Origin of the sequence: Peredibacter starrii (genome assembly GCF_034259205.1) — a bacterium.
GTDB classification, from domain to species: Bacteria; Bdellovibrionota; Bacteriovoracia; order Bacteriovoracales; family Bacteriovoracaceae; genus Peredibacter; species Peredibacter starrii.
On sequence record NZ_CP139487.1, the window covers coordinates 2,294,840 to 2,318,872 of the forward strand.

General features: G+C 43.4%; 23 protein-coding genes. 9 read left to right on the forward strand and 14 right to left on the reverse strand.

The annotated features are described in order from the left end of the window. Positions 1-4: 4 nt before the first annotated feature. The 5 genes from SOO65_RS11655 to SOO65_RS11675 are packed head-to-tail and all read left to right on the forward strand — an operon-like array spanning position 5 to position 6,015. Positions 5-1,405, forward strand: a complete 1,401-nt coding sequence (locus SOO65_RS11655) for a phytoene desaturase family protein (RefSeq protein ID WP_321389877.1) — start codon at positions 5-7, stop codon at positions 1,403-1,405. Then, on the forward strand, positions 1,402-2,430 hold the full coding sequence (locus tag SOO65_RS11660; protein ID WP_321389880.1) for a 3-oxoacyl-ACP synthase III: 1,029 nt from the start codon (positions 1,402-1,404) through the stop codon (positions 2,428-2,430). The genes SOO65_RS11655 and SOO65_RS11660 overlap by 4 nt, the downstream gene beginning before the upstream one ends. After that, positions 2,427-3,305: an alpha/beta fold hydrolase gene (locus tag SOO65_RS11665; protein WP_321389883.1), complete on the forward strand. Its 879-nt coding sequence runs from the start codon at positions 2,427-2,429 to the stop codon at positions 3,303-3,305. Before SOO65_RS11660 ends, SOO65_RS11665 begins: the two co-directional genes overlap by 4 nt. Next, positions 3,302-4,894 (forward strand): fatty acid CoA ligase family protein, encoded by a 1,593-nt coding sequence (locus SOO65_RS11670; RefSeq protein WP_321389886.1) that lies wholly within the window; start codon positions 3,302-3,304, stop codon positions 4,892-4,894. Before SOO65_RS11665 ends, SOO65_RS11670 begins: the two co-directional genes overlap by 4 nt. Positions 4,895-4,953: 59 nt before the next feature. Next, positions 4,954-6,015 (forward strand): AI-2E family transporter, encoded by a 1,062-nt coding sequence (locus SOO65_RS11675; protein WP_321389889.1) that lies wholly within the window; start codon positions 4,954-4,956, stop codon positions 6,013-6,015. Here SOO65_RS11675 and SOO65_RS11680 read toward each other — a convergent pair. Beyond that, positions 6,012-7,004 carry an alpha/beta fold hydrolase gene (locus tag SOO65_RS11680; protein WP_321389890.1) on the reverse strand — a complete coding sequence of 331 codons (993 nt, stop codon included), beginning with the start codon at positions 7,002-7,004 and terminating at the stop codon, positions 6,012-6,014. The two genes, SOO65_RS11675 and SOO65_RS11680, sit on opposite strands and share 4 nt — an antisense overlap. An 85-nt stretch (positions 7,005-7,089) precedes the next feature. Here SOO65_RS11680 and SOO65_RS11685 point away from each other — a divergent pair, with 85 nt between their 5' ends. After that, the gene (locus SOO65_RS11685; RefSeq protein ID WP_321389892.1) at positions 7,090-8,097 is read left to right on the forward strand and encodes an NAD-dependent epimerase/dehydratase family protein; all 1,008 of its coding nucleotides are present in this window, start codon (positions 7,090-7,092) and stop codon (positions 8,095-8,097) included. Here the strand turns inward: SOO65_RS11685 and SOO65_RS11690 are convergent. Genes SOO65_RS11690 through SOO65_RS11705 form a run of 4 tightly spaced genes read right to left on the reverse strand, consistent with a single transcriptional unit; the run spans position 8,073 to position 11,434 of the window. Next, positions 8,073-8,852: an enoyl-ACP reductase FabI gene (locus SOO65_RS11690; protein WP_321389894.1), complete on the reverse strand. Its 780-nt coding sequence runs from the start codon at positions 8,850-8,852 to the stop codon at positions 8,073-8,075. The two genes, SOO65_RS11685 and SOO65_RS11690, sit on opposite strands and share 25 nt — an antisense overlap. Continuing rightward, positions 8,853-9,287, reverse strand: coding sequence for a 3-hydroxyacyl-ACP dehydratase FabZ family protein (locus tag SOO65_RS11695; protein WP_321389895.1), 435 nt, complete (start codon positions 9,285-9,287; stop codon positions 8,853-8,855). Beyond that, positions 9,280-10,026 (reverse strand): 3-oxoacyl-ACP reductase FabG, encoded by a 747-nt coding sequence (gene fabG, locus SOO65_RS11700; RefSeq protein ID WP_321389897.1) that lies wholly within the window; start codon positions 10,024-10,026, stop codon positions 9,280-9,282. Before fabG ends, SOO65_RS11695 begins: the two co-directional genes overlap by 8 nt. Further along, complete coding sequence (locus SOO65_RS11705) at positions 10,013-11,434, reverse strand: phytoene desaturase family protein (RefSeq protein WP_321389902.1); 1,422 nt, start codon at positions 11,432-11,434, stop codon at positions 10,013-10,015. The genes fabG and SOO65_RS11705 overlap by 14 nt, the downstream gene beginning before the upstream one ends. Before the next feature lie 122 nt (positions 11,435-11,556). On the opposite strand from SOO65_RS11705, the gene SOO65_RS11710 reads away from it, so the two are divergent. Beyond that, entirely contained in the window at positions 11,557-13,395 is a 1,839-nt protein-coding gene (locus SOO65_RS11710) for a DCC1-like thiol-disulfide oxidoreductase family protein (RefSeq protein ID WP_321389903.1), read from the forward strand. A gap of 29 nt (positions 13,396-13,424) precedes the next feature. On the opposite strand, the gene SOO65_RS11715 is transcribed toward SOO65_RS11710, so the two are convergent. Continuing rightward, positions 13,425-15,623, reverse strand: a complete 2,199-nt coding sequence (locus SOO65_RS11715; protein WP_321389906.1) for a CHASE2 domain-containing protein — start codon at positions 15,621-15,623, stop codon at positions 13,425-13,427. Positions 15,624-15,715: 92 nt separating this feature from the next. Between SOO65_RS11715 and hemF the strand changes: the two genes are divergently transcribed. Further along, on the forward strand, positions 15,716-16,531 hold the full coding sequence (gene hemF, locus SOO65_RS11720; protein ID WP_407676962.1) for an oxygen-dependent coproporphyrinogen oxidase: 816 nt from the start codon (positions 15,716-15,718) through the stop codon (positions 16,529-16,531). Between the two features lies 1 nt (position 16,532). On the opposite strand, the gene SOO65_RS11725 is transcribed toward hemF, so the two are convergent. The 7 genes from SOO65_RS11725 to SOO65_RS11755 all read right to left on the reverse strand — a co-directional run bounded on the left by SOO65_RS11725 (position 16,533) and on the right by SOO65_RS11755 (position 22,895). Next, positions 16,533-16,904, reverse strand: a complete 372-nt coding sequence (locus tag SOO65_RS11725) for an FHA domain-containing protein (RefSeq protein ID WP_321389911.1) — start codon at positions 16,902-16,904, stop codon at positions 16,533-16,535. Positions 16,905-17,236: 332 nt separating this feature from the next. Beyond that, positions 17,237-17,806: a NifU family protein gene (locus SOO65_RS11730; protein WP_321389914.1), complete on the reverse strand. Its 570-nt coding sequence runs from the start codon at positions 17,804-17,806 to the stop codon at positions 17,237-17,239. A 7-nt stretch (positions 17,807-17,813) separates the two neighbouring features. Next, complete coding sequence (locus SOO65_RS11735; protein ID WP_321389916.1) at positions 17,814-19,040, reverse strand: aminotransferase class V-fold PLP-dependent enzyme; 1,227 nt, start codon at positions 19,038-19,040, stop codon at positions 17,814-17,816. Continuing rightward, positions 19,040-20,227, reverse strand: coding sequence for a Fe-S cluster assembly protein SufD (sufD, locus tag SOO65_RS11740; RefSeq protein ID WP_321389919.1), 1,188 nt, complete (start codon positions 20,225-20,227; stop codon positions 19,040-19,042). Before sufD ends, SOO65_RS11735 begins: the two co-directional genes overlap by 1 nt. Next, on the reverse strand, positions 20,227-20,988 hold the full coding sequence (gene sufC / locus SOO65_RS11745; protein WP_321389922.1) for a Fe-S cluster assembly ATPase SufC: 762 nt from the start codon (positions 20,986-20,988) through the stop codon (positions 20,227-20,229). Before sufC ends, sufD begins: the two co-directional genes overlap by 1 nt. 3 nt (positions 20,989-20,991) lie before the next feature. After that, a complete protein-coding gene (sufB, locus tag SOO65_RS11750; protein ID WP_321389925.1) occupies positions 20,992-22,425 on the reverse strand; it encodes a Fe-S cluster assembly protein SufB in 1,434 nt (477 codons plus the stop codon). Next, positions 22,422-22,895, reverse strand: coding sequence for an RrF2 family transcriptional regulator (locus tag SOO65_RS11755; RefSeq protein ID WP_321389926.1), 474 nt, complete (start codon positions 22,893-22,895; stop codon positions 22,422-22,424). The genes sufB and SOO65_RS11755 overlap by 4 nt, the downstream gene beginning before the upstream one ends. 161 nt (positions 22,896-23,056) lie before the next feature. On the opposite strand from SOO65_RS11755, the gene SOO65_RS11760 reads away from it, so the two are divergent. Continuing rightward, complete coding sequence (locus SOO65_RS11760; RefSeq protein WP_321389929.1) at positions 23,057-23,407, forward strand: hypothetical protein; 351 nt, start codon at positions 23,057-23,059, stop codon at positions 23,405-23,407. On the opposite strand, the gene SOO65_RS11765 is transcribed toward SOO65_RS11760, so the two are convergent. Beyond that, on the reverse strand, positions 23,408-23,992 hold the full coding sequence (locus tag SOO65_RS11765; protein WP_321389932.1) for an FHA domain-containing protein: 585 nt from the start codon (positions 23,990-23,992) through the stop codon (positions 23,408-23,410). It abuts the gene before it with no gap. Between the last annotated feature and the right edge of the window lie 41 nt (positions 23,993-24,033).

Sequence of the window (24,033 nt, forward strand, 5' to 3'; positions counted from 1 at the left end):
TTCAATGAGATACGATGCAATTGTCATCGGTGCCGGGATGTCGGGGCTTGCCGCCGGCATCCGATTGGCAATGTTTGATAAGAAGGTCGTGGTTCTAGAGAAGCACTCCATTCCTGGAGGGCTCAATTCCTATTACCAACGAAGAAACTTTGATAGGGGTGGCATTCGTCAATTTGATGTGGGCCTTCACGCCCTTACTAATTTTATTAAGAAAGGCGAGAAGGGTAAACCATTCTCAAAACTCTTAAAACAGCTTCGTCTTTCTTACGACGATTTCAAGCTTTGTCCTCAAACTCATTCGAAAATTTCTTTTCCAGGCATGGAGCTAAAATTCTCCAATGACTTTGAGTTACTTCAGAACGAAGTTTATGAAAAGTTTCCTCATCAGATCGACGCTTTCAATAAACTCGTTGATAAAGTTCGCACATTTGATGAATTGAATTTAAATCAAGGCTATTCATCTTCAAGAGAAGTACTCAAGCAACTTATCTCTGATGAGCTTCTGGTTGAGATGCTTCTTTGTCCTCTTCTGATCTATGGCTCGGCCTGGGAAGATGATATGGACTTTGCTCAATTCGTGATCATGTTCAAGTCGCTTTACTTCGAAGGTTTCTCACGCCCAGAAGGTGGGGTTCGCACTATCATTTCTCTACTTATGAAAAAGTTAGAAGATGCGGGAGGAGAAATTCGTTTTAAAGCGGCAGTAAATGAGATCCTGACAAATGATCAAGGTGCCGCAGTAGGTGTGAATGTTGGTGGTGAAGTTCTTGAGGCCCCAGTTATTCTTTCATCGATTGGTTACCCTGAGACTGTAAAACTCACTCAGAAAATGGAAATTGCTCCTCGCGTGGGTGCCATGACGTTCTTAGAGAGTATTTTTGTCTTTGATAAAAAGATTCCTCAGAGCTCGAACGATTCAACTATCGTTTTCTATAATAACGCTCCTGAGTACGCTTATCGCCCGGCCAAGAATTACTTTGATGCCACTTCAGCAGTTGTTTGTTTTCCAGATAACTACGAGGCCCACAAGACTGAAGGCGAGGGCACGATTCGTATTACTTATATGGCCAACTACCATCAGTGGCGTGAACTAGGTCGTACGGACTACGATGAAATGAAGGACAAAGTAAGTGCCAGTGCACTTGAACTCGTTCAAAAACTTACTCCTGGTTTTGATGGCAAACTTCTCTTTAAAGATATTTTCTCTCCGATGACCATTGAGCGCTATACCTGGCACTTAAACGGCACGGTCTATGGTTCCATTGATAAGACCCGCGATGGGCGTACACCAGTGAAGAACCTCTTTATAATTGGAACCGATCAAGGTTTCCTTGGAATCGTAGGATCCATGCTCTCCGGGATTTCGATGGCAAATCTCCATGGCCTTATGGGAGCTGATGCATGAAATTTGAAAACCTGAGACTTCATTCTTTTGGTTATCAAGAACCAGCGGAGTTTATGACTTCCGATGAGATGGAAGAGAAAATGCGCTCACTGTATGAGAGAGCAAAACTTCCTTTTGGAAGACTCGAGCTGCAAACCGGGATTAAGCGCCGTGGTTTCTGGCCTAAAGGCACTCGTCCCAGCACGATTGCGAGTCAGGCGGCTGAAAAGATCTTGAAACATTTCCCTCGTGAAAAAATTGATCTTCTTCTTCACGCTTCGGTTTGTCGTGATTTTCTTGAGCCCGCAACTGCCGCTCAAGTTCACTTTAATCTTAAGCTTTCTCCACATTGTATGATCTCGGATCTTTCAAACGCTTGCCTGGGCGTACTTTCAAGTATTCTCATGGCCGGACAAATGATTGAACGAGGTGTGATTAAGACCGCTCTTATCGTTTCAGGTGAGAACGCAGGTCCTTTGATTGAAGAGACACTTAATCATTTAAATACTGATCCCAATATGGATCGAAAGCGCATTAAGCCTTATATGGCCTCACTCACGATCGGTTCTGCGGCCGTGGCGTTTCTTTTAACTCACGCGAGCCTTGCTCCAGATGCGCCCAAAATTATTGGTGGGTCTACGCTCACAGATTCGGGTGCAGTTGAACTTTGTCAGGGTGATGGATCAACTCAAGGTCTCATGATGGAAACGGATTCTGAGGCGCTTCTCAAGGCCGGGGTGAAGCTTTCACAAGACAATTGGGAAAAAGCACGTGCCATCCTGGGGTGGAAAAATTCAGAAGTTGATAAGATCATTCCACATCAGGTGGGAACTGCCCACCGCCTGGCGATGCTTACAGAGCTTGGTCTTCCAACAGATCGTGACTTTCAAACATTTGAACAATTCGGAAATACTGGTTCTGCCGCTCTTCCTTTAACACTAATGAAGGCAAGTGAGGCCGGCTTCTTTAAACCAAAAGATAAAATTGCATTACTAGGGATCGGCAGCGGTCTTACTAGCACAATGCTCGGAATGGAGTGGGCATGAATGCCATCAGAGAAAAAATTAAAGAACTTGGTTTAGAGAAGGTTTATCCTTTCCGCTCTCATTTTCTTCAATTGGGAAAACATAATCTTCATTACGTGGACGAGGGCCAGGGGAAACCTATCCTTATGCTTCACGGAAATCCGACATGGTCATTTTACTATCGTAATTTGATTCAGACTTTCTCTCCGAAGTTCAGAACAATTGTTCCGGACCATATGGGATGTGGAATGTCGGACAAGCCCCAGGACTATGAATACACGCTTGAGACTCACATCCAGAACACTTATCAGCTGATTCGCTTCCTTGGTCTAAGTAAGATCACACTCATCGTTCACGATTGGGGTGGGGCAATTGGTTTTGGTCTAGTGACAAGATACCCTGAACTCTTTGAAAAAATTGTTATCTTGAATACGGCCGCTTATCCGAGCGAGCACATTCCTCAGCGTATTAATCTTCTTCGCCAGGGCAAATTTGGTGAGTGGTTAACTCGTAAGTGGAACCTCTTCGCGTGGCCCGCGACTTTCATGACAACAACGAAAGCACTTCCTAAGGCCATTAAGGCCGGCTACCTTCTGCCTTATGATTCTTGGGACAACCGCATTGCAGTTGCTCGCTTCGTTCAAGATATTCCCATGGAGCGCGACCATAAAACCTGGAAGACTCTAAGTGAAATTGAGGCGAAATTAAAATCTCTTCCTCAGCCAAAGCTCATCCTTTGGGGCGGCAAGGACTTCTGTTTCAATCATCACTTCTTTGAGAAGTGGGTTGAAATCTATCCAGACGCCAATGCTCATTGGTTTGCTAAAGCTGGCCACTACATTCTTGAAGATGCTTTGGATGACGTAAGCACAAAAATCTGGGAGTTCATTCGATGAATATTGCACACCGGATCCGGGAAGTTTCAAAGAGAATTCCTGATAAAAAATCCGTGGTGCTGGCGCGAGACGGAAGTTCTTATACCTTCCGCGAATTCGAAGAACGTTCAAATCAAATTGCTAATCGCCTGGTAAAACTGGGAATCACGCCAGGGATGCGAACTCTTTTATTCGTGAAACCTTGTCTCGATTTCTCTGTTATTACCTTTGCCCTTTTTAAAGTCGGTGCGGTTCCGGTTCTGATCGATCCAGGTATGGGTCTTCCGAATCTTTTAAACTCAGTCAAACAAGTCAAACCGGAAGCAATTGTATCGATTGGCATGGTTCACTGGCTTCGTCGATTTAAGAAAGAATACTTTCAAAATCTCAAAGTTAAGGTCTCTTTAAGTCCGGTGGGTGGAAGCACTCATCATCTTTACGATGGCCTTTCACAGGAATCTAAAAGTTTCACTCCAATAGAGATGAAACCAACTGATCCTTCAGCGATTCTTTTCACGAGCGGCGGAACTGGAATTCCTAAAGGGGTGAACTACACTCATGGAATTTTAAACGCACAAACAGATGCTCTTCGCGAGATGTTTTCTCTGGATGAAACACAAACTGATCTTCCAGGTTTTCCGTTATTCGCTCTATTTACCTTGGCGATGGGTATGACATCTGTGATTCCAGAAATGGATCCAACTAAACCCGCAAAGTGTGATCCGAAAAAAATCATTAAGAACATCCAAGACCATCGCATCTCATTTGTGGCCGGATCTCCTGCGATCTGGGACCGAGTAGGGAAGTATTGTCTTAAACACAACATCAAGCTCCCGACAGTAAAACAGGTCGTGATGTTTGGTGCCCCGGTGCGCGCAGAAATTCATCAGATGTTTAAACAGATTCTCGTGAGTGGTGATACTTATACGCCTTACGGAGCAACTGAGTGTTTACCAGTGAGTCTTATCTCTGGAAGTGAAGTTCTAAATCATCATCTTCCGCAAATGCTTCAAGGTGATGGCACCTGTATTGGTAAGGCCGTACCAGGTGTTCAGATCAATATTATTAAAACTACGGATATTCCGGAGACGCAATTATCAATGCTAAAACCGGGAGAAATCGGCGAAATCGTTGTAACTGGCCTGCAGGTGACTCCAGGCTACTTTGAAATGGATCACGAAACTGCCAAGGCCAAGATCACTCAGGACGGAAAGCTTTGGCACCGTATGGGTGACCTGGGTTGGATGGATCAGAAAGGAAATCTTTGGTTCTTGGGTCGTAAGGCCCATCGAGTTGATGGAAATAATCAGACATTTTATTCGATTCAGATGGAATCAATTTTTAATCAGCATCCGGCTATTAAAAGATCTGCCTTAGTGAAACTGAAAGTCGGCGATGCCATTGTGCCTGGACTGGTTATTGAGCGAAAAGATGGCGGAACTCGTATGAGTGATGCTTTCTTGAAGGAGCTTGAAGTGTTGGCCCAGACAACACACTTTACGAAACACATTAAGCATTTCTTTTTACATGCGGCCTTCCCAGTAGACGTACGTCACAACATCAAGATTGATCGCTTAAAGCTTTCTCAGTGGGCACAAGAACGAGTTTAGTCGCCCTTAGTCTTGTCTTCTATACCATGGTTCGTCAGAATTTACTGGTGGAGTGACTCATGCTGAATAAGACGGAAAATAAAGTTGTTCGAATTCTCTATATCGTGGCGTTAACTATTGCGTGCGCTGTTCTGGTTTCCCCTTTTTATATACCCATTATTTTTGGTGCCTCCTTATCTCTGGCGCTGTATCCATTGCAGTTAAAGCTCGAGAGTAAGGGGCTCACACGAAATCGCGCGGCAGCGATCATTACAACTTTTTTCACTATTATCATTTCAATTCCTGTGCTGTTCTTTTTGGTGAAAGGAACGATTGCTGTCACTCAACAACTTGAAAAGATGTCTCTGCAGGATCGCTTGAAGGATCAAGGTGTTCAAGAACTCGTCATGGATCTTAGGCAAGAAATCATAAACATCGTTCATAAGTTTTCTGCTAGGTATTCTTTCATGGACTTTCTCACCGTTAAAAAGATCGATACTTATCTTGTAACAGTGAACAATTATCTTCTGGGATTTTTCCAGGATCTTGCTTCAGGTCTTCCGCTGATTTTTATGTTCTTACTCATCATGGTTCTTTGTATTTATTCTTTTCTTACTCATGCAGACGGAGTCAGAAAATTCTTTAAAGCGCTTCTTGGTTTTGAAGATGAGCGTATGAATCAAATAATCAAAGTCTTTATCCGAAATTCTCGTCAGGTTTATCTCTCAAATATTGTGACCGGAGGAATTCAATCATTGATTGTAGCACTGGCCGTGTCGCTCCTTAATCAAGGTGACTTTTTTCTCGTCTTCTTTGTGACTTTAATCTTGTCTTTTATTCCTGTTATTGGGGCCGCACCGGTGGCCTTTCTGTTTGGATTAGTTGCTTTCTTCCGAGACAACACAACGGCCGCGATTATCCTGGCGGTTGTCGGAGTTTTCACTGGTGTCGTTGATAATATACTAAGACCGTGGCTCGCTTCATTTGGGGAAAGTAAAATCCCGGCCGTGGTGGCATTTATTTGCGTTCTAGGAGGAGCGATCCTTCTAGGATTCCCGGGACTCTTTATTGGATTATTAATAGGTTCAATTGCCTACGATTCTTTTCCCATTTTCTGGGAAGAGATCGGCAAGGATCGTTAGATTAAAAACTTACGAATCTCAGCGAGAGCTTTATCTCGGATATCATCCTTCTCTTGAAGAATTTCGTGATGAGATCCTGGACACTGAATTAGAGTACATTTGGCCTTCTTACAGAAATCAACCTGGCGACCCGGATTCACAATGAGGTCTCCTCCGGCCTGAAGAAGTAGAATAGGCGTCTGAATCTTTTTCCCATCAACATCGATTTTCTCTGTCGCGCGTAGAGCACGGTTCACCCACATTACTGTCGGACCTTCAACTGCAAGGTTGGGCCAGGTAACAAAGATGTATTTTAGGGCAGTATGGCGGACTTCACTATGTGTGTGCTCATTTGTTTCAAAGCGATCTTCTTCCGGAATATAAGGACCGCGGTCTGGAGCATAGTTTGTGCCCTTACCAATTTGAACTAAGAAGGCCGAATAAAGTCGGGCGATCTTTTCCGGATACGGCTTCGTGTTCATCTCCATCATGGGGGCCGAGAAGGCGGCCTTCACAAATTGCTTTGGATGTTTCGCCATATACTTTGCAGCTACGGCACCTCCCATAGAGTGAGCAAGAAGATAAAGCGGCATGTCCTTTGACTGAGGTAGAACAACTTCTTTCATCCATTGTTCCATATCAATAATGTAATTTTTAAAATTACGAACGTGGCCTTTATTTGTGTCGCTTAGAACTCGAGTTGATTCGCCCTGTCCCTGGTGATCGATGATGAAGATATTGAATCCATCATTACGAAGATCATAAATAAGCTCAGCATATTTCATGGAAGCTTCAGTACGGCCCGGAACGATCACGAGAGTTTTCTTGTTCTCTTTTTTGATCAGACTGTAGTGATGAATCTTCATGCCCTCAGCGTTGGTGAACTCTGAGTGATTTAAATTTTGAAAATGGGGCACGGCCTTATTGACCCAAACTTCTGGAAAATCCTTCTCAGGAATGGCCCAAAGGGAAGTCGTAGTTAATAGAAGTGCGAGAAGGGTAAATTTCATAAATAATCCTCTTAAATTGACGTTACTAAAGCGGAAGATGTGAGTCAATGTGGACGAAAAGCCATGCAGGATTTATTATGATTACATGCGTATCCTTGTAACCGGTGGTGGAGGCTTTCTTGGCACTCACATCATCAAAGAACTCTTAAAAAACTCCTCTTACATCGTGACGAATTTCTCTCGTCATTCCTATTCCCATTTAGAAGATTTGGGCGTGCCGACGATTAAAGGTGATATTCGCAAGCGCGAAGACGTGGAAAAGGCCCTCACTCAAGGCTTTGACGCTATCTTTCATGTGGCCGCTCTGGCGGGCGTTTGGGGGAAATATGAGGACTACTACGGCATTAATTACGAAGGCACTAAAAACCTTGTAGAAGTAGCAAAATCCCAGGGCATTCAGCGTTTCGTTTATACTTCAACACCTTCAGTGGTTTTCAATAAAGATGACCTTCTGGGTGTGGGTGAAGAGCAGCCTTACGCTACTGAATTCCTTAATGCTTATTCAGAAACTAAGACCATGGCCGAGAAACTCGTCTTGGCCGCCAATGATAATCAGAATTTTTTAACCTGTGCAATTCGTCCGCACCTCATTTGGGGCCCGGGTGATCCGCATCTTTTCCCAAGAGTGATTCAAAAAGGGAAAGAAGGAAAATTAAAGGTCGTTGGTGACGGAGAGAACCTCGTCGATATTGTATTCGTTGAGAATGCGGCCCTCGCCCACGTTCAGGCCTTTGAGCATTTAAAACCTCATAGTCGTGTTTGCGGACAGGCCTACTTTATTGGACAAGAGCGTCCGGTGAAGCTCTGGGGTTTCATTAATCAGATTCTGGGTTTTGTAAAAGTAGATCCTGTGATGAATTCGATTGATGTCACGACCGCTTACCGCATTGGCTGGTTACTTGAGAAAGTATTCAAGGTGCTTGGCATTCAAAAACCTGAGCCACCGATGACACGATTTGTGGCCCTGAACCTTGGAAAGTCTCATTATTTCTCTCATGAGAAAGCGAAACGAGATTTTGGATATTATCCCAAGGTCTCAATTGAAGAAGGTCTAAAGAAGACCTTCTCCTATCGAGATTTAATCAAAGATTGATCGAAGTAGTTGCAGCTCATGCCGGCATCAACCAGAATCGTTGAAGCGTTGATGCCAGAACTTCTTTCTGAAAGAAGGAAGCAAACCGTGTTGGCCACTTCCTGAGTCTCGAGGTTTTGTTTTCTAAGAGTCAGCTTTTCAGCATAAAGATAATTATCAATATAATCCGGAATCCCGGCCGAGGCAGACGTTTTAAGCGGTCCGGCCCCTACTGCATTCACACGAACTTTTGAAAACTCAGAGAATGATTTCGCAAGGAAGGGAACTGTTGCTTCCAGCATCGCTTTAATCGGCCCTAGATAGCCGTATGAAGTGGCCTTGGTGTTTGAAATTGAGATCGTTACGATGCTTGCGTTCTCGGTGAAAAATTCTTTAAGAGCATTTGAAGCTTCTACCAATGAGAAGCTTGAAATTTGTGAGGCCTGAAGATAGTCTTCGCGTTTAGTTTCATGAAAGGGCCTAATCCCTTCCGAGAAATTAGCAAACGCCAATGAGTGAAGGAAGCCATCAAGTTTATCGGTGTGTTTTTTCATCTCAGTTGCTAGTGAGGCAATGTCTTTTTCAACGTCACAAACAAACACCGGGGAATCTGGGAAAAGTTTCTTCAAGCTGTCTAACTGTTCAGGTCTTTGAACAGAGAATACACATTTCGCACCGGCCTCAATCAGAGTCTTTGCAGAGAAATAAGCAACGCTCTTTTTATTGGCCACACCTGCGATGAAGAAGGTCTTTCCATTTACTCCCAAGAAATCCATTTACACGTCTCCGTTTTCTACTAAAGTTGCCGCGAACTCAATGCTCATCACGGTCTTGCCATTAGATGTAATTTTGCCCTTCATGAATGAAGCATTCGCAAGGGTCTCAACGAAATCCACAGTGATCATCAGGAGGTCACCGGGTTTGGCCATGTTTTTAAATTTAGCGTTTTGAATTCGAGAAACAACTGCCGTTTTATTGTTACCAGCACTCTGACCTTTTAGGGCCATAAGAAGCGCGCCAGTCTGGAAAATCGCCTCACACATTAGTACACCCGGAAATACCGGACGTCCTGGAAAGTGACCACGGAAGAAGTCTTCTTCGCCAGTTAACTTCTTAGAGGTAGTGATGGAGTCTTCAGATCTTTCAACAATGTTCTCGATGAAAAGAAATGGCTCACGTTGAGGAATATTATTTAAGATGGTCTCAAGCATTGAGGCCCCCGGCGATGTCAAGGTTTGTTCCAGTGATGTAGCTTGCTTCGCGGCTCGCGAAGAAGAGAACCGCATGGGCCACTTCTTCCACTTTACCAAAGCGCTTCATTGGAACCTGTGACTTATATTCTTTGACCTGATCTTCCGGAAGATCAGCGATGAGTTCAGTCTCAATGAATCCCGGACACACGTTATTGATCGTGATGTTACGTTTTGCCACTTCTTTAGAAACAGAGAGTGAAAGAGCGATCTGGCCCGCTTTCGAAGCGGCGTAGTTCGCCTGGCCCTGAAGACCAAGTTTTCCACCAACTGATGACATATTCACAATTCGGCCATAACGATTTTTCATCATGGCCAGAACGCCGAAACGAGTCATGTTGTATGTACCTTTAAGATTGGTATCAAGAACATTGTCCCATTCACTTTCATTCATACTGGCAATGATGTTATCGCGGCGGATGCCGGCGTTATTTACCAGTACTTCGAGTGAAGGGAATAGCGTTTCGTATTCTTTAAAAAAGTTTTCAACTTCTCCGCTGTTGGCCACGTTGAATTTTTTTAGAACAAGTTTATCACCGTAGAGTGCGTGTTTCTCTTTGAAGTTTCTTGCGGCCTCATCATTTCCTGAATAAGTCGCAACGACTGTTGCACCAGCTTTAAGGAAGGCCTCTGTAATACCGCCACCGATACCACGAGTTCCACCTGTTACGATTACGTGCTGACCATTAAACTGATACATTCTGTGCTCCTAAGTAGCTTTCAATTGCGTTTACCTGGATGGCGCCGTAGTTTGCGGCCCCTAGCCAACCTGACATGATAATTCCGACTGATCCTGCGTGGAAGAGTCCTGGAATTGTTTTATGTAGATTCATAGATACATCAAGACCTTCGAACTTCGTTCCGAATGATGATCCTTTAGGGTGAAGGGTATAGCGCTCAACCGTGACAGGAGTCGCGGCCTCAACCACTTCCAGTTTTTCTCTGATATCCGGAATGAAGGCCTCGAGACCCTTGATGGTTTCTTCGATCATAAATTCTTTTTCTTTTTCGTATTCTTCTTTTGAGAGCTTCTTCCAATCCTCATAGTGACAGTTGGTGCTTGAAACAATTGCAATACGAGGACGACGCTCTTCCTGATAATAAACTGAGAAGGTACGTGAGCTTACTTTTAGATCAAGGAGTCTTGCTGGTTCGTAAGTAGGGTGAGTAGAAGTGAAAACCAGTTCCCCGATGTATGGAATAGTGGCCCCTTCTTTAAGACCCATATAAACCTGACAGCTTGAAGAGTTAAGACGAATTGCCTTCGTCTTCTCAACATAGTCGGCCGGAAAATGTTCTTCGCCAACCAGGTTAAGAACGGTAGAACGAATGTTTCCGTTCGATAGAACGGCCTTCGCTTTTACCAGTTTTCCATTAACGTACACGCCCTGAGCTTTTCCATTTTCAATCTGGATCTTCTCAACTTTTGTTTGGAGTTTAATATCAACATTATTTTTTAGGAGCTCTTCCTTCATGCGGTTAATGAGGTGATCTGTACCGCCCGTAAATGTGTAAACACCCTTGCTCATGAAGTTTGAGAATACGATGCCGTATGTGATGGCCGGATCATCCAGAGTTGAACCGTTAGCGTAAGTGATTGGCTCCATCAGGAACCGAGTCACATCATTTCTGCCTGGGAAGAACTTTTCAAATAGCTCGCGGTTGGTCATTTGCGAGTTGTCGTAGAAATTCATTTCGGCCAGGTGCTTAAAGAAGGCCTCAACCGTTTCTTTAGCTACTCCAAATTTTTCCACCATGGTTTCGGTGTAATGCTCTTTGGTAAAGGTCGTTTGAACGTTGAACTGAGGGTTCACGAAGCGAACGTCTTTGAGTTGCACGATGGAATCAGCAATTTCTTTGTTCCAGTACTTTCGGCAAGATTTGATCATTCCGACCGGGAAACCATGTAGAGAGATATCAAAAACATGATTTCTGTCATGTCTGTAGAACCAAGTAGCGAAGCCGCCGAGCTTATTATGAGATTCAAGGAGGAGAACTGAATGGCCATGGCGACCTAGGACATTGGCCGCAGTCATACCGGCCAGACCAGAACCTATGATGACAACATCATAGTCTTTCGTTATTTCATCACGGACTTTATAAAGCATGGATCAAAACCTTGCGTTGCGTAAATAGTAAATCTTCATTCGAAGAAGATTAGACGAATCTCTCGAAAAAGTCATGAAATCCGTTACAATATTAAGGAAGTAAACTCTGAAAAGGTTCGTACATGTCTGTTCTACAGTTGATTAAAAAGACTTTTAGTTTTGATGACCGCTCTCTTGCCCTCTACCGTGTGTTGATTGGATTCATCATCATGGCGGATGTGGTTTATCGTTTGCCGGATCTCACGAATTTTTACACTGATATCGGTCTAGTCCCAAGAGCACTTTTTATGAATGAAATGGGGATGCCTTGGTCCCTGTCGTTCCACTTTGCGAATGGAAGTTTTGCTTTTGCGGCCATTATGTTTGGCATCCATTTTCTTTTAGGCCTCATGGTTTTTCTTGGTTACAGGGCCAACTGGGCCATGTTTGGTGCCTTCGTCATGAATGTTTCCGTTCACAATCGTAACTGGTTAGTGAATAACGGCGGTGATGATGTCCTGCGCGCGATTTTATTCCTATCGATTTGTTTACCACTTAGTCGGTGTTTCTCAATCGATTCAGCGATGAGAAAGGAAGAAAAGAAAACCACCGAGTTTAATTCCTTCTGGGTTCTGGCGTTTTTCTTTCAGGTTTTTGCCATCTATTATGTGAGTTACATTTTAAAAGATCATCCGATCTGGCGTAAGGATTTGACCGCTATTTTCTATTCATCTCGTTTGGATATTTTTGCGACTCCAATTGGAATCTGGTTACGAAATTCTCCACTGCTTGGAAAAATCTCCACCGCTTTTACCATCTACCTGGAGTGGCTGGGGCCCCTTTTACTTGTTGGATCTTTCTTATTTGGAAGACGCTGGTGGATCGTGAGAACCCTTATTGTAATTCTTTTCTGGGGTCTTCACATTGGTATCTTCTTAACGATGACGATTGGTCTTTTCCCATTCATCTGTCTTGCCATGTGGTCAGTTTTCTTACCTGGCCCGCTCTGGGACAAGCTTTCTGACATTTTTAGAAAGCGTGGTTTCGATAAGCTCACGATTTACTACGATGGAGAGTGTGGTTTTTGTCAAAAAGGTGCGCGTCTCATTCGAGAGTTCGTCCTTTTTAGATCTGTACCCATTAAGATCGCCCAGGAAACTCCTGCGATTTATTCTGATATGCAGAAGAACCACTCATGGGTGGTTGTGAATGAAAAAGGCGAGCGCTTCTTCCAGTACAGTGCTTGGCTTGAGATCATTAGACATTCACCATTGTTTTACTGGAGTGTTGGAATTTTTGCTGTAAAACCCATTTCCACGATTGGCCAGACCATCTATGTTTGGATTTCAAATCATCGTCCTTTCATGGGCAAAATGACTCAGTTTCTCGAATATAAAACCGAGAAGAAAGAGATCACAACTTTCAAGTGGATCCGTGAAGCATCCGGTGCTTTCTTTCTTGTTATGCTCATCATGTGGAACCTCACTACGATTAAGAAATGGAACATTAAAGCTCCTTTCTGGCAGGACGTGACTCGTTGGGTGCATCTTTATCAGGAATGGAACATGTTTGCTCCTTATCCAAAAATGGACAACGTGTGGGTGGAGATTCCGGGGACACTTAGTGATGGAACTGAGATGGATGTTCTGACTGGGAATAAAGATATTTACAGTATTCGTGACAAAGAATTTTACCGGGCGATCCCGAATGAGCACTGGAGAAAGTTTTATCTGAATCTTTCGGATAGGACTGATTATGCTCGCTACTACGGTGGCTATTTATGTCGTCAGTGGAATGATCGCAAGATCCGCTGGAAGAAAAATACGACTCTTAGAAAAATGGAAATCATCGTGTTCTCTCAAGCAAACTTAGAAGATGGTGGCAAAGGCGCCATTAATCGAAAGCTTTCTTGGAGACATTGGTGTTTCGATGAAGATTATAAGCGTGATAATCAGGGAGCTCTTCCTCCCAAAGGTCCATAAATAATAAAGCCCTCTTGCGAGGGCCTTATTTATTTTTCTGTCATGGTTGTTACATCAAACATATCAGTTACTAGTTCGGGATGATCTATATACTTCCGGCAAAGCTCTTTCATCCTTTTACTCGCCTTATCAGTTTCAATCGCCATCGCTAGTTGACTAAAGGTCTCATGGGCCCCAGTGAAATTCTTCTCCTGAAACTGCTTCCAGGCGGTCAAATAAAAACTTAGGGCCTCAGGATCTTTTGTCATCGGGTGATGAGGGTGAAGCACTTCGTGGATGGCCACCGGAGTGGTCTTACCTTTCACGATTACTTTATCAATCGGGCGGGTCTTGATGTTAGTGAGATCCAGTCTCTCTAATGTCATATCTGAGATAAGGATCTGAGTACCGTAATACTTGCATAGACCTTCAAGACGAGCACCCAGGTTCATATTATCACCCAGAGCTGTGTAAGAGAAAATTCGGTCTGAACCCATGTTTCCGACTGAACATTCACCGGAGTTGAGACCAATCCCTACGTTGAAAACCGGTCGCCCAAGCTTTTTGAATTCTTCGTTGATGTCAGGAAGAATGGTAATCATCTTAATCGCGCCTTCGACTGCATACTGGGCGTGGTTGCCAATCTCAAGCGGAGCTCCCCAGATTGCCACAATGGCGTCACCGATATATTTATCAAGTGTGCCTTTAGTATCGAACACGATGTCCGTCATTTTTCCCATGTACATGTTAAGGGAATGAGCGAGTTCGGTGGCCGTGAGTCCCTCTGAAATTTTGGTAAAATCACGAACGTCAGAGAAGAGACAAGTGATGTCCATCTTCGTTCCGCCGACATGAAGCTTGTCCGGATCTTTTAACATCTCATCCACAATAGTTGGGGCAACATATCGGGCAAATGTCCCACGAATTTGCTTCTTCTCTTTGTTCGATTCGTAGAAAGCGAGGAATGTGTTCCAGGAATAACAGGCCACAAAACAGAAAAAACAGTAGAAAAGTTTTAATTCATATCCTTTTGGCAAAAAGTGATATTGATCAGCGAAATAGGCCCCTGAAACAATTAAGATCACCACCAAGGCATCCAAGAATGGATTACCCATTCTCTGAACGAGAAGGAAAATAATCATTCCTGCGACGAGGATGATGAGTGAGTACTTCACTGATTCATTGGAATTTTGGAAGAAATACCCGTGAAGAAGCATGTGGGCCATATTCATGTGCGAATAGACTCCGGGCATTTTGGCATCAATTGGTGATGGACGTAAATCGTGGGCACCAGTTGCTGTTGAACCAATGAAAGCAATTTTGTTATTCAAAATTTCTTTCATCTTAGGATCATCAGGGGACGCGTTGATGAGGTCATAAAGCGAGACTTGGGCAAACTGTTCTTCGCCGCCGATGTAGCGAATTTTAGTTTCACCACCGCGGCTGATTTCCATTTTTTTGCCATCGATTTCAAGTTCACCAGTGGCGTCGGAGAAGATTTTGACCTGGTCCTTTTTATCGGTGTAGGCCTCATAGGCATTGAATGAAAGTGAGCCGTAATAGATGGTGTCAATATTGGCGATGAGCTGATACTGACGGAAAATTCCGTCGCGATCTTCTTGAGACGAAATATTACCCAGACCCACTTCTGTCGCCACGAGTTCTGGAATAGGGAAAGTGTAACGACCAATTTTTTTAGGAGTCATCTCAACGTTTTGGCTGCGAGTGTCCACGGCATCGTTGAGCATCTCCACTGGTGCTTCTGGAAGGAAATCTTCCCCTTCACCTGCTAGTGTGTAGGCGAGGAAAACGCGACCACCACCAGCTTGAAAATTTTTGATGGATGTTGCAAGGACCGTATCCGGTGAAATATCTCCAACGTTAGGAGACTTTTCCGGAAACATAATATCCATCGCGATGACCTTTGTGCCAAATGCGCCGAGCTTGTCGATCATTTGAGCATGGTAGGTTCGCGGGATGGGCCACATTCCAAGTTTCTGAAGTGAGTAATCGTCAATTTTGACTAAAGCCACTTCCTTACTTCGGAACTTAGGATTGAGCTGAGATTTCATTCGGAAATCATAAAAACGATTTTCAAATGAGATGGTGTAATCGAGGAATTTCCCTAAGAGTGTGGTGCTATCAATGTCCCGCACAAAGATTGACCCGAAGATGCAGGCCGTGGCGAAGAGAAAGATGAGAAACATCCCTAGAGGGCGTAGTGATTTTGTGATAAATTTTATTAGCATATTTTAATTGTAGGACATTTATGGAACTGGAAGTATTAAAAAATTCTTTTCACCAACACGTTAGAGATTTACAGGATAGAATCACTCGGGAAATGCAGGCACTGGACCCGCAACTCGTGATGAAAGAAGATCCGTGGACTCGTACTGATCACGCTGGTCACCCAGGCGGTGGTGGTATTACCAGAGCTTTCCAAGGTGAGCTTTTTGAGAACGCGGGAGTTAACACCTCATGTGTTCATGGAAAAATCGATCCTCAGTTCGCTAAACACCTTCAAGGTTCAGGCGATGAAATGTGGGCCGCAGGGATCTCACTAATCATTCACCCAAAGAATCCTCGTGTTCCAACTGTTCATGCCAACTTCCGTATGATTCACCAGGGAAATAAATTCTGGTTCGGTGGTGGGGCAGATCTAACTCCATACTACCCGTATGAAGATGACTTTACTTACTTCCATGGTATTTGGAAGAAGGCCGCTGGTACTGATTACGAAACGATGAAAAAAACCTGTGATGAGTATTTTAATAACTCTCACCGTGGTCTTGAGATGCGTGGGATTGGTGGGATTTTCTTCGATCACATGAACTCTGGTAACACTGAAGAAGATGTGAAGAAAGTAAAACATCTTTCTGAGCATTTCATTGAATCCTATTTCCCGATTGTTAAAAAACGCATGTCGGAGAACTGGAACGAGGAAGATGAAGATTTCATGCTTCACCGTCGTGGCCGTTATGTTGAATTCAACCTGCTTCACGATCGTGGAACACTTTTTGGGTTAAGAACGAATGGGCGAGTGGACTCAATTCTGATTTCGCTTCCGGCCCGCTGTAAGTACTCTTACCAGTACAAACCAAAAGTTGGTTCACCACATGAAAAGATGTGGGGCTACTACACGCCAAAGGCCTGGTAGTTTACTTCTTTAATTTTTCGAAAGTTTCGGCCTGAGACTCTAATTCGATTGCCCCGGTTATGCCTAATTCGGTATGGCCTGGGCGTCTGTAGAAGGCGAGTTTAAATACTCGTGCAATGACGATGTTTTGTTGAATATTGAGTGGATATTTCTTGTAGGGTTCGATTCTCACATTATCAATATAAACACCGTTTTTACTGCCTTGATCTTGAATGAAGTACTCTTCATCCTGCGCGTAGATAATGAAATGATCTTTGGAAATTTCATGGTGAGGAACACACCAATCGTTGTGACTTGCCCTGCCGACACTGACCCGGTCCGTTTCGATGACGTACTCGAACGTATGCTGGTCATTCATTAGGAAAATCTTCATACTTCTTTTACGGATCATAAACACCAAATCTTTAATAGCTTAAGGTAACATTTAGGTAAATTTATAAACATTCCCTGCTGACTTGAGCGAGATTTACAGGAATTCAATAAATAATAGTCTACAAAGAATTTAACTATCTCCTCGGTAGCATCGCCAGAAATCCTCAAAGAAGATTAACCCCCATAAAGGAATATCGCTCCAATTGCTTCCGAAGCATAGTAAGGCCTTAAGAAAGCCATCACTTTCAGTAGTTGAATGATAGATCCCGCATCTAACTATCTAGATGCGGGATTTATGAAATCTTTGTGAGGAAAAAAAGAAGAGAAAAGAACCTAAACCTCAGGGGCAAGATAAACTTCAATGTCCGGATTGAATTCATCACGGAGAATCGATCTAATGGCCTCTAGAGTACCTGTCGTTGAACTTGGGCAAGTACCACAGGCACCTTGGTACTTAACGATAAGAACGTTGTCCTTATAGTCTTTAACTGCAATATCACCACCGTCGCCTTGAAGGCCCGGACGAATTCTTTTATTTAGAATTTCTTCGATTGAACGAAGCTCTGGTGAAAGGTTGGCCAGACGGTCGGCCTCCGGGTCATAGACCTTGAAGTTTGGATCATGGTCTTCAAGAAAGCTTTCAATACAAGTTTGAACTGCTGGTTCTAAAGAATCCCATTCTTCAAAACTAAATTTAGAGATTGTGATCACGTTCTGGAAGAAGTGAATCTGGTCCACACCACGAAGATCGAATAGAGCGGCCGCCAGAGGCACGTCTTTACAGTCCTGAGGAGTTTTAAACGAAACCTTTCCTTCCGTCTTAACATCCTTATCCAGGATGAATTTAAGTGCGTTTGGGTTTGGAGTCGGCTGAACAATAATTTCTAAAGCTTGCTGTGACATAAATTACCTATTCTTTAAAAAGATCTACTGCTTTCTTCAGTGCATTGTAGAGCTGATCAATATCTTCTTTATTGTTATAAATTGAGAACGAAGCACGGCATGTGGCCGGTACCTGGAAAAAATCCATCAATGGCTGAGCACAGTGGTGACCAGTACGAATCGCCACACCAGATTTATTCATCATGAAAGCGATATCATTTGGATGCATGCCTTCAATGCCGAAGGAAATCACAGACGCCTTATGTTCGGCAGTTCCGTAGATCTTAAGTCCCGGGATCGAGAGAAGTTTCTCTGTGGCATAGGCAAGTAACTCATGTTCAATTTCCATGATCCTGTTAATGCCAACATGATTTAAGTAATCAACTGATTTACCAAGAGCAATCACTCCGGCGATCGGTGGAGTTCCTGCTTCAAATTTAAGTGGAAGAACATTGTAAGTAGTTTCTTCAAAAGTCACTCGGTCAATCATGCTACCGCCACCCTGATAAGGGTCCATAGCATTTAAAACATCTTCTTTACCGTAAAGAACACCAACACCTGTCGGGCCAAACATTTTGTGGCCAGAGAAAGCGAAGAAGTCTACGTCTAGATCCTGAACGTTAATTGGCAGGTGAGAGATGGACTGAGCTCCATCGACGAAGACCTTTGCTCCATATGTATGAGCAAGTTTAATCATCTCGCGAACCGGGTTAATCGTTCCCAGAGCGTTTGAGATATGAACAACTGAAACAAGTTTAACTTTATCTGAAAGAAGCTTCTTATACTCATCAAAAATAATTTCCCCTTTTTGATTAATAGGAATTTTCTTGATGATGATGCCTTTCTCTTTTGCGGCCATTTGCCAAGGAACGATGTTTGAATGGTGCTCCATCTGAGATAGAAGGATTTCATCTCCCGCTTTAAGGAACTTTCTCACATAACTTTGGGCCACAAGGTTTACCGACTCAGTCGTGCCCTTCGTGAAGATCACTTGTTTGCGATCTGGAGCATGAATAAACTTTGCGATTTTGTCGCGAGTTTCTTCAAACTTATTGGTGGCGTTTTCCGAGAGCCAGTAGTGCGCTCTATGAATGTTTGATGTCTCTGCACGATAATAACGATCCATTTCCTCAATCACGGGAAGTGGCTTAAGTGTGGTATTAGCGCTATCAAGATACGCCAGACGTTTCCCATCCACGATCTGATCGATCAGGGGGAAATCTTTGCGATAAGGGTTATTCTCCAAAATACTCATTACATTCTCCCAAGAGCAAATTTGCTCTCGAGGCGCTTCAAGATCAACGGACTGATAAGGTTACGTGCTTCTTCGTTTTGAATTTTAAGCACGATCTCTAGACCGAAACCATGGGCAAGAATAGTTCTTGCTCTGTCCGCTGGAATCCCGCGGGCCTCTAAGTAAAACACTTCATCATCAGAAAGCTGGCCAGTGGTCGAACCGTGAGAACATTTCACGTCATCCGCGAAGATCTCAAGTTGTGGTTGCGAGTGGGCCTGGGCCTTCTTAGAAAGAAGAAGGTTCTTATTTAATTGTCCTGAGGCCACACGTTGGGCCTTAGGGTGAATATGAATTTTTCCAGTGAAGATTCCCTTTGAATCCCCATCTAAAATGCCTTTCGCCATCTGGTCTGAAGTCGTGTCGGCGGCCTTGTGATTAATCACCGTGCTGATGTCCGAGTGCTCAGACCCATTAGTCAGGTAGAGGGCATATGATTCTGCATGAGCGCCGGCCGCATTCAAATTCATTTGAAGGTTTTTGCGGTTAAGCTTTCCAGAAGCGTTGAAGATCAAGCTTCTAACTGTGGCGTCTTTTGCCAGTTCAGCAAATACTGAACTATGAGAAATACCTTCTTCACTTCCTTGGTCCATTTGGATGTGCTCAACATTGGCACCGTCATGGGCAAGGATATAAGTCTCATTAACGTTAGCATATGAGCCGCCGCCATGAGTTTCTTCGATCACTGTCACTTTTGAAAAGTGGTGAGCAAGAACCACAATAGTCGGAGCAGAAAGACCTGCTTTGTTCATCGAGTGAACAATTCTAATCGGAGTTTTTACTTCCGCATTCTTTGCCACTTCCAGAATGATTCCATCATTTAGAAGAGCGTGGTGAAGATTTGAAAGAGCGTTTTCTTCTTTAAAGAGATTTTTTACCTCTTCAAAGTGGTCTTTTAACTTCTTAACTTTAACTCCTGGAAGGTTTAGATCCAAAGTTGTTAATTCGCCATTCTGAAATGAAAGAGCAGAATCAGTTAAAGAACCAAAGAATGTTTCAAGATTAGTGAACTTATAACCATCCAGAACCGGAGAGTTGAATCCGTTCTTCTTGAATAGTGAAAGCTGAGCGTTTCTGAAATCTTTCAGGGCCCCTGCACTATCCTTAATTTGTTGATCTGCCAAAGCAGATAGGTTTTCAATATTCATTATTTTACTCCAGAGATAAGCCAGTCATAGCCTTTCTCTTCAAGTTCTAATGCAAGAGATTTATCGCCTGATTTAATGATCTGACCCTTATAAAGAACGTGAACATAGTCAGGTACGATATAATCAAGAAGACGCTGATAGTGAGTCACAAGAATCGTGGCATTGAAGCGGCTCTTAAGTGCGTTTACACCATTTGCTACGATCTTAAGTGCGTCGATATCCAGACCTGAATCGGTTTCATCAAGAAGCGATAGTCGAGGGTTAAGGATCGCCATCTGAAGAATTTCGTTTTTCTTCTTCTCACCACCCGAGAAGCCTTCATTCACTGAACGCTCAAGGAATGATTCATTCATCTCAAGGATTTTAAGTTTGGTACGAAGGTGCTTTAGGAAAGCTTCATCGTCCATCTTATCTAGCCCTTGGTGTTCGCAGATCTGATTGAATGACTCTTTTAAGAAAGTGAAGTTAGATACACCTGGAACCTCAATTGGATATTGGAAGCCCAAGAACACGCCTTCTTTTGCTCTCTCCGCTGGATCAAGCTCCAGAAGGTTTTTCATCTTACCGTTGATTTCGAAATTAATCTCACCACCAGTTACTTCGTAGGCCGGGTGACCTGCGATGACTTTTGATAGAGTAGATTTACCAGAACCGTTAGGTCCCATGATGGCGTGAACTTCACCTTTCTTTACAGTCAGGTTAATTCCTTTAAGGATTTGGTTACCGTCAACACTTGCACTTAGATTTTTAATTTCGATCATAAATTATCCCACGCTATTTTCTAGTTTCATTTCGATTAGTTTTACTGCTTCCACTGAGAACTCTAGAGGTAGAGTCTTGAACACGTCCTTACAAAAACCGTTCACAATAAGTGATACAGCTTTGTCCTGCGAGAAACCACGCGACTGAAGATAGAAAATTTGGTCAGCGCTGATCTTCGAAGTTGAGGCCTCGTGCTCCACGATGGCGGTATTATTTTTTACATCAATAAAAGGGAAGGTATTGGCCGCACACTCGTCACCAATGAGCATTGAATCACACTGAGAGTAATTGCGCGCACCAGTTGCTGACGGCATGATTTTCACGAGACCGCGATAGACGTTCTGAGATTTTTCCGCCGAGATACCTTTTGAAACAATTGTTGATTTCGTGTTTTTACCCACGTGAATCATTTTTGTTCCTGTATCAGCTTGCATATAGTGGTTAGTCAGCGCCACTGAATAGAATGAGCCTTGTGAGTTATCACCAAGAAGTACGCAAGAAGGGTATTTCCAAGTGATCGCTGATCCGGCCTCAACTTGAGTCCATGAAATTTTTGAGTTCTTACCACGGCACTGGCCACGTTTAGTTACGAAGTTATAGATACCGCCCTTACCTTCTTTATCACCCGCGTACCAGTTCTGAACAGTTGAGTACTTGATCTCAGCATCGTCCAGAGTGATAAGTTCAACGATCGCAGCGTGCAGCTGATTCTCGTCACGTTGAGGGGCCGTACAACCTTCCAGGTAGTTTACGTATGAGCCTTCATCAGCAACGATGAGGGTTCTCTCGAACTGACCTGATTCTTTGGCATTAATACGGAAGTAAGTTGATAGATCCAATGGACAACGAACACCCTTAGGGATGTAAACGAATGAACCATCAGAGAATACTGCCGCGTTTAGGGCCGCATAGTAGTTATCTGAATAAGGAACAACTGTTCCCAGATATTTTTTTACCAGATCAGGATATTTCTCCACTGCTTCAGAGATTGAACAGAAGATAACTCCAACTTTTTCCAGTTCTTCTTTATGAGTTGTACCCACAGATACTGAATCGAATACCGCATCCACGGCCACACCCATCAGACGCTTTTGTTCAGTCAGAGGAATACCAAGCTTCTCGAACGTTTCAAGAAGTTCAGAGTCCACATCGTCTAAAGACTTATAAGTGTCTTTTTTCGTCTTAGGTTTTGAGTAGTAGTAGATATCGTTAAAATCGATCGGTGGGATTTTACAATACTGCCACTCAGGGTGAGTCAGAGTCGTCCAGTGACGGAAGGCCTTAAGACGGAAGTCTAATAACCATTCAGGCTCATTTTTCTTCTGAGAAATGAGGCGAACGATGTCCTCCGAAAGTCCTTTTGGGAACTCTTCAGTTTCAATGTCAGTGACAAATCCGTATTTGTAATTGTCCTGTAGTTTGTCTTCAATTTTCATAAATTCACCTTATCAACCAGAGGGCAGTGCTCAACTTTCTTCTCTGGTAATTTCTTCAAAGCCAGGAGATTGTCTTCAGCTAATAGTTCATTCAATGTCAGAGCATTGAAGATATTGATCAAATAATCATTTAAACGCTTGATGGGCTGAGAGATATTACACTTGTGAAGAAGTTCACAGGGGCCTTCATGACAATCCATCATGAAGCTCTTTCCTTCAATCAGCTGCACCAGTTCCATATAAGTTACTTGAGAAAGGTCGCGGGCCAATGAGTAACCACCTTTCACACCTTTTTGGGAATGAAGGATACCTACGTTGTTCATTAGCTGCATCACTTTCGCAGTCGTATCAAAAGGAGTTTCGAATCGGTCACAAACTTCACGAGCAGTCGTGAGATCTGACTTGTCTTTTTCCTTCATGAGCATGAGGACCATCAGGGCATACTCGACCCGTCGATTGATCTTAATCATAAGAAATACGCCTATTTTTAGCCTATTTATGTCTTTATGGGCATCGTAACGTAAATAGGGCGAATAAGCACCTATTTTTTACCCATTGAAATCATTAGAGTTGTTTGGCATATGAAACACTGCTCATGAATTCCTGACTAAAACCGATAAGTGCCTAGAATATGAAAAAACTCACCTTTTTAGTCATGCTTTTGACCTTCAATCTATGGGCGGCCGAAGAGACCTTCGATCCGATGGAAGATCTTCTATCTGATAAATATGAGGCCGGCTGGCACCTTATTTACGATTGTAAGGATGGGCATTGGGTTTGTGTCAGTAAGCCTTTCTACAAGGAATGTGAGGAAGCTAGAGCGCAAGGGCTCGCCAAACAGAGCGTGCGATTAGAATGCGCTCCCATTGGGGCCATGCCATCGAAGAAGGCCTGCTATCAGAGAGTATTATTTCTCACGACCCATAATCATGGGCATCGCTTCTGCATCAATGATAAATGGAAGGAAAAGGCCTACGAGTAATTACTCGTACATTTCTTCTGGAGTCAAAGGTTCATCTTCCGCCATCTTTTCGCGAATAAAATAGAAGGTCATTGTCGCAATAAATGTCAGAGTGAGAGCAAAAAAGAACATGTTCTTTACGTTGAACTGTACATCTTTCTTGGCCGCTGCTTTGACTTCAGCTTTAGGTTTCTTGGTCTTTTTATTAGGTAAGAGAGCAGTAGCAGTCGTAGTCTGATTGTGCTCAACAGGTGCTGGGGCCGCATTATTGGCATTTGAAGCAGCTGGACGGGAATAAACGCGGGTACTGTCTTCCATGTCGATTTGGAGGCTTTGTACCGCTCCAAACGAGAGATTTAAATAAACGGGTAATGCGGTAGGGGTGTCAGGCTGAATACGTTTCTCATCCAGAAAAACGCCATTCATACTTCCAAGGTCAGTAATAAAAAGTTTTCCTCCGACGTTCTCAATAAAGCAATGCTTTCTCGACATCCCATCATGAGGAATAACTATATCTGCTTGGCTGGATCTTCCGATAGTGAAACTAGGTTTATCAATTGTAAAGTCCTGCTCTTCACCATTTATGAGTTTGAAATGTAGTCTCATAAATTAAAGTATAGTGAAGAGACAGGTCTTTGGCAAACTTG

What these genes read in the sequence shown, in the direction of transcription:
- SOO65_RS11655 (WP_321389877.1), top strand. Translation starts at nt 5, where the DNA reads ATGAGATACGATGCAATTGTCATCGGTGCCGGGATGTCGGGGCTTGCC.
- SOO65_RS11660 (WP_321389880.1), top strand. Translation starts at nt 1,402, where the DNA reads ATGAAATTTGAAAACCTGAGACTTCATTCTTTTGGTTATCAAGAACCA.
- SOO65_RS11665 (WP_321389883.1), top strand. Translation starts at nt 2,427, where the DNA reads ATGAATGCCATCAGAGAAAAAATTAAAGAACTTGGTTTAGAGAAGGTT.
- SOO65_RS11670 (WP_321389886.1), top strand. Translation starts at nt 3,302, where the DNA reads ATGAATATTGCACACCGGATCCGGGAAGTTTCAAAGAGAATTCCTGAT.
- SOO65_RS11675 (WP_321389889.1), top strand. Translation starts at nt 4,954, where the DNA reads ATGCTGAATAAGACGGAAAATAAAGTTGTTCGAATTCTCTATATCGTG.
- SOO65_RS11680 (WP_321389890.1), bottom strand. Translation starts at nt 7,004, where the DNA reads ATGAAATTTACCCTTCTCGCACTTCTATTAACTACGACTTCCCTTTGG.
- SOO65_RS11685 (WP_321389892.1), top strand. Translation starts at nt 7,090, where the DNA reads ATGCGTATCCTTGTAACCGGTGGTGGAGGCTTTCTTGGCACTCACATC.
- SOO65_RS11690 (WP_321389894.1), bottom strand. Translation starts at nt 8,852, where the DNA reads ATGGATTTCTTGGGAGTAAATGGAAAGACCTTCTTCATCGCAGGTGTG.
- SOO65_RS11695 (WP_321389895.1), bottom strand. Translation starts at nt 9,287, where the DNA reads ATGCTTGAGACCATCTTAAATAATATTCCTCAACGTGAGCCATTTCTT.
- fabG (WP_321389897.1), bottom strand. Translation starts at nt 10,026, where the DNA reads ATGTATCAGTTTAATGGTCAGCACGTAATCGTAACAGGTGGAACTCGT.
- SOO65_RS11705 (WP_321389902.1), bottom strand. Translation starts at nt 11,434, where the DNA reads ATGCTTTATAAAGTCCGTGATGAAATAACGAAAGACTATGATGTTGTC.
- SOO65_RS11710 (WP_321389903.1), top strand. Translation starts at nt 11,557, where the DNA reads ATGTCTGTTCTACAGTTGATTAAAAAGACTTTTAGTTTTGATGACCGC.
- SOO65_RS11715 (WP_321389906.1), bottom strand. Translation starts at nt 15,623, where the DNA reads ATGCTAATAAAATTTATCACAAAATCACTACGCCCTCTAGGGATGTTT.
- hemF (WP_407676962.1), top strand. Translation starts at nt 15,716, where the DNA reads ATGCAGGCACTGGACCCGCAACTCGTGATGAAAGAAGATCCGTGGACT.
- SOO65_RS11725 (WP_321389911.1), bottom strand. Translation starts at nt 16,904, where the DNA reads ATGAAGATTTTCCTAATGAATGACCAGCATACGTTCGAGTACGTCATC.
- SOO65_RS11730 (WP_321389914.1), bottom strand. Translation starts at nt 17,806, where the DNA reads ATGTCACAGCAAGCTTTAGAAATTATTGTTCAGCCGACTCCAAACCCA.
- SOO65_RS11735 (WP_321389916.1), bottom strand. Translation starts at nt 19,040, where the DNA reads ATGAGTATTTTGGAGAATAACCCTTATCGCAAAGATTTCCCCCTGATC.
- sufD (WP_321389919.1), bottom strand. Translation starts at nt 20,227, where the DNA reads ATGAATATTGAAAACCTATCTGCTTTGGCAGATCAACAAATTAAGGAT.
- sufC (WP_321389922.1), bottom strand. Translation starts at nt 20,988, where the DNA reads ATGATCGAAATTAAAAATCTAAGTGCAAGTGTTGACGGTAACCAAATC.
- sufB (WP_321389925.1), bottom strand. Translation starts at nt 22,425, where the DNA reads ATGAAAATTGAAGACAAACTACAGGACAATTACAAATACGGATTTGTC.
- SOO65_RS11755 (WP_321389926.1), bottom strand. Translation starts at nt 22,895, where the DNA reads ATGATTAAGATCAATCGACGGGTCGAGTATGCCCTGATGGTCCTCATG.
- SOO65_RS11760 (WP_321389929.1), top strand. Translation starts at nt 23,057, where the DNA reads ATGAAAAAACTCACCTTTTTAGTCATGCTTTTGACCTTCAATCTATGG.
- SOO65_RS11765 (WP_321389932.1), bottom strand. Translation starts at nt 23,992, where the DNA reads ATGAGACTACATTTCAAACTCATAAATGGTGAAGAGCAGGACTTTACA.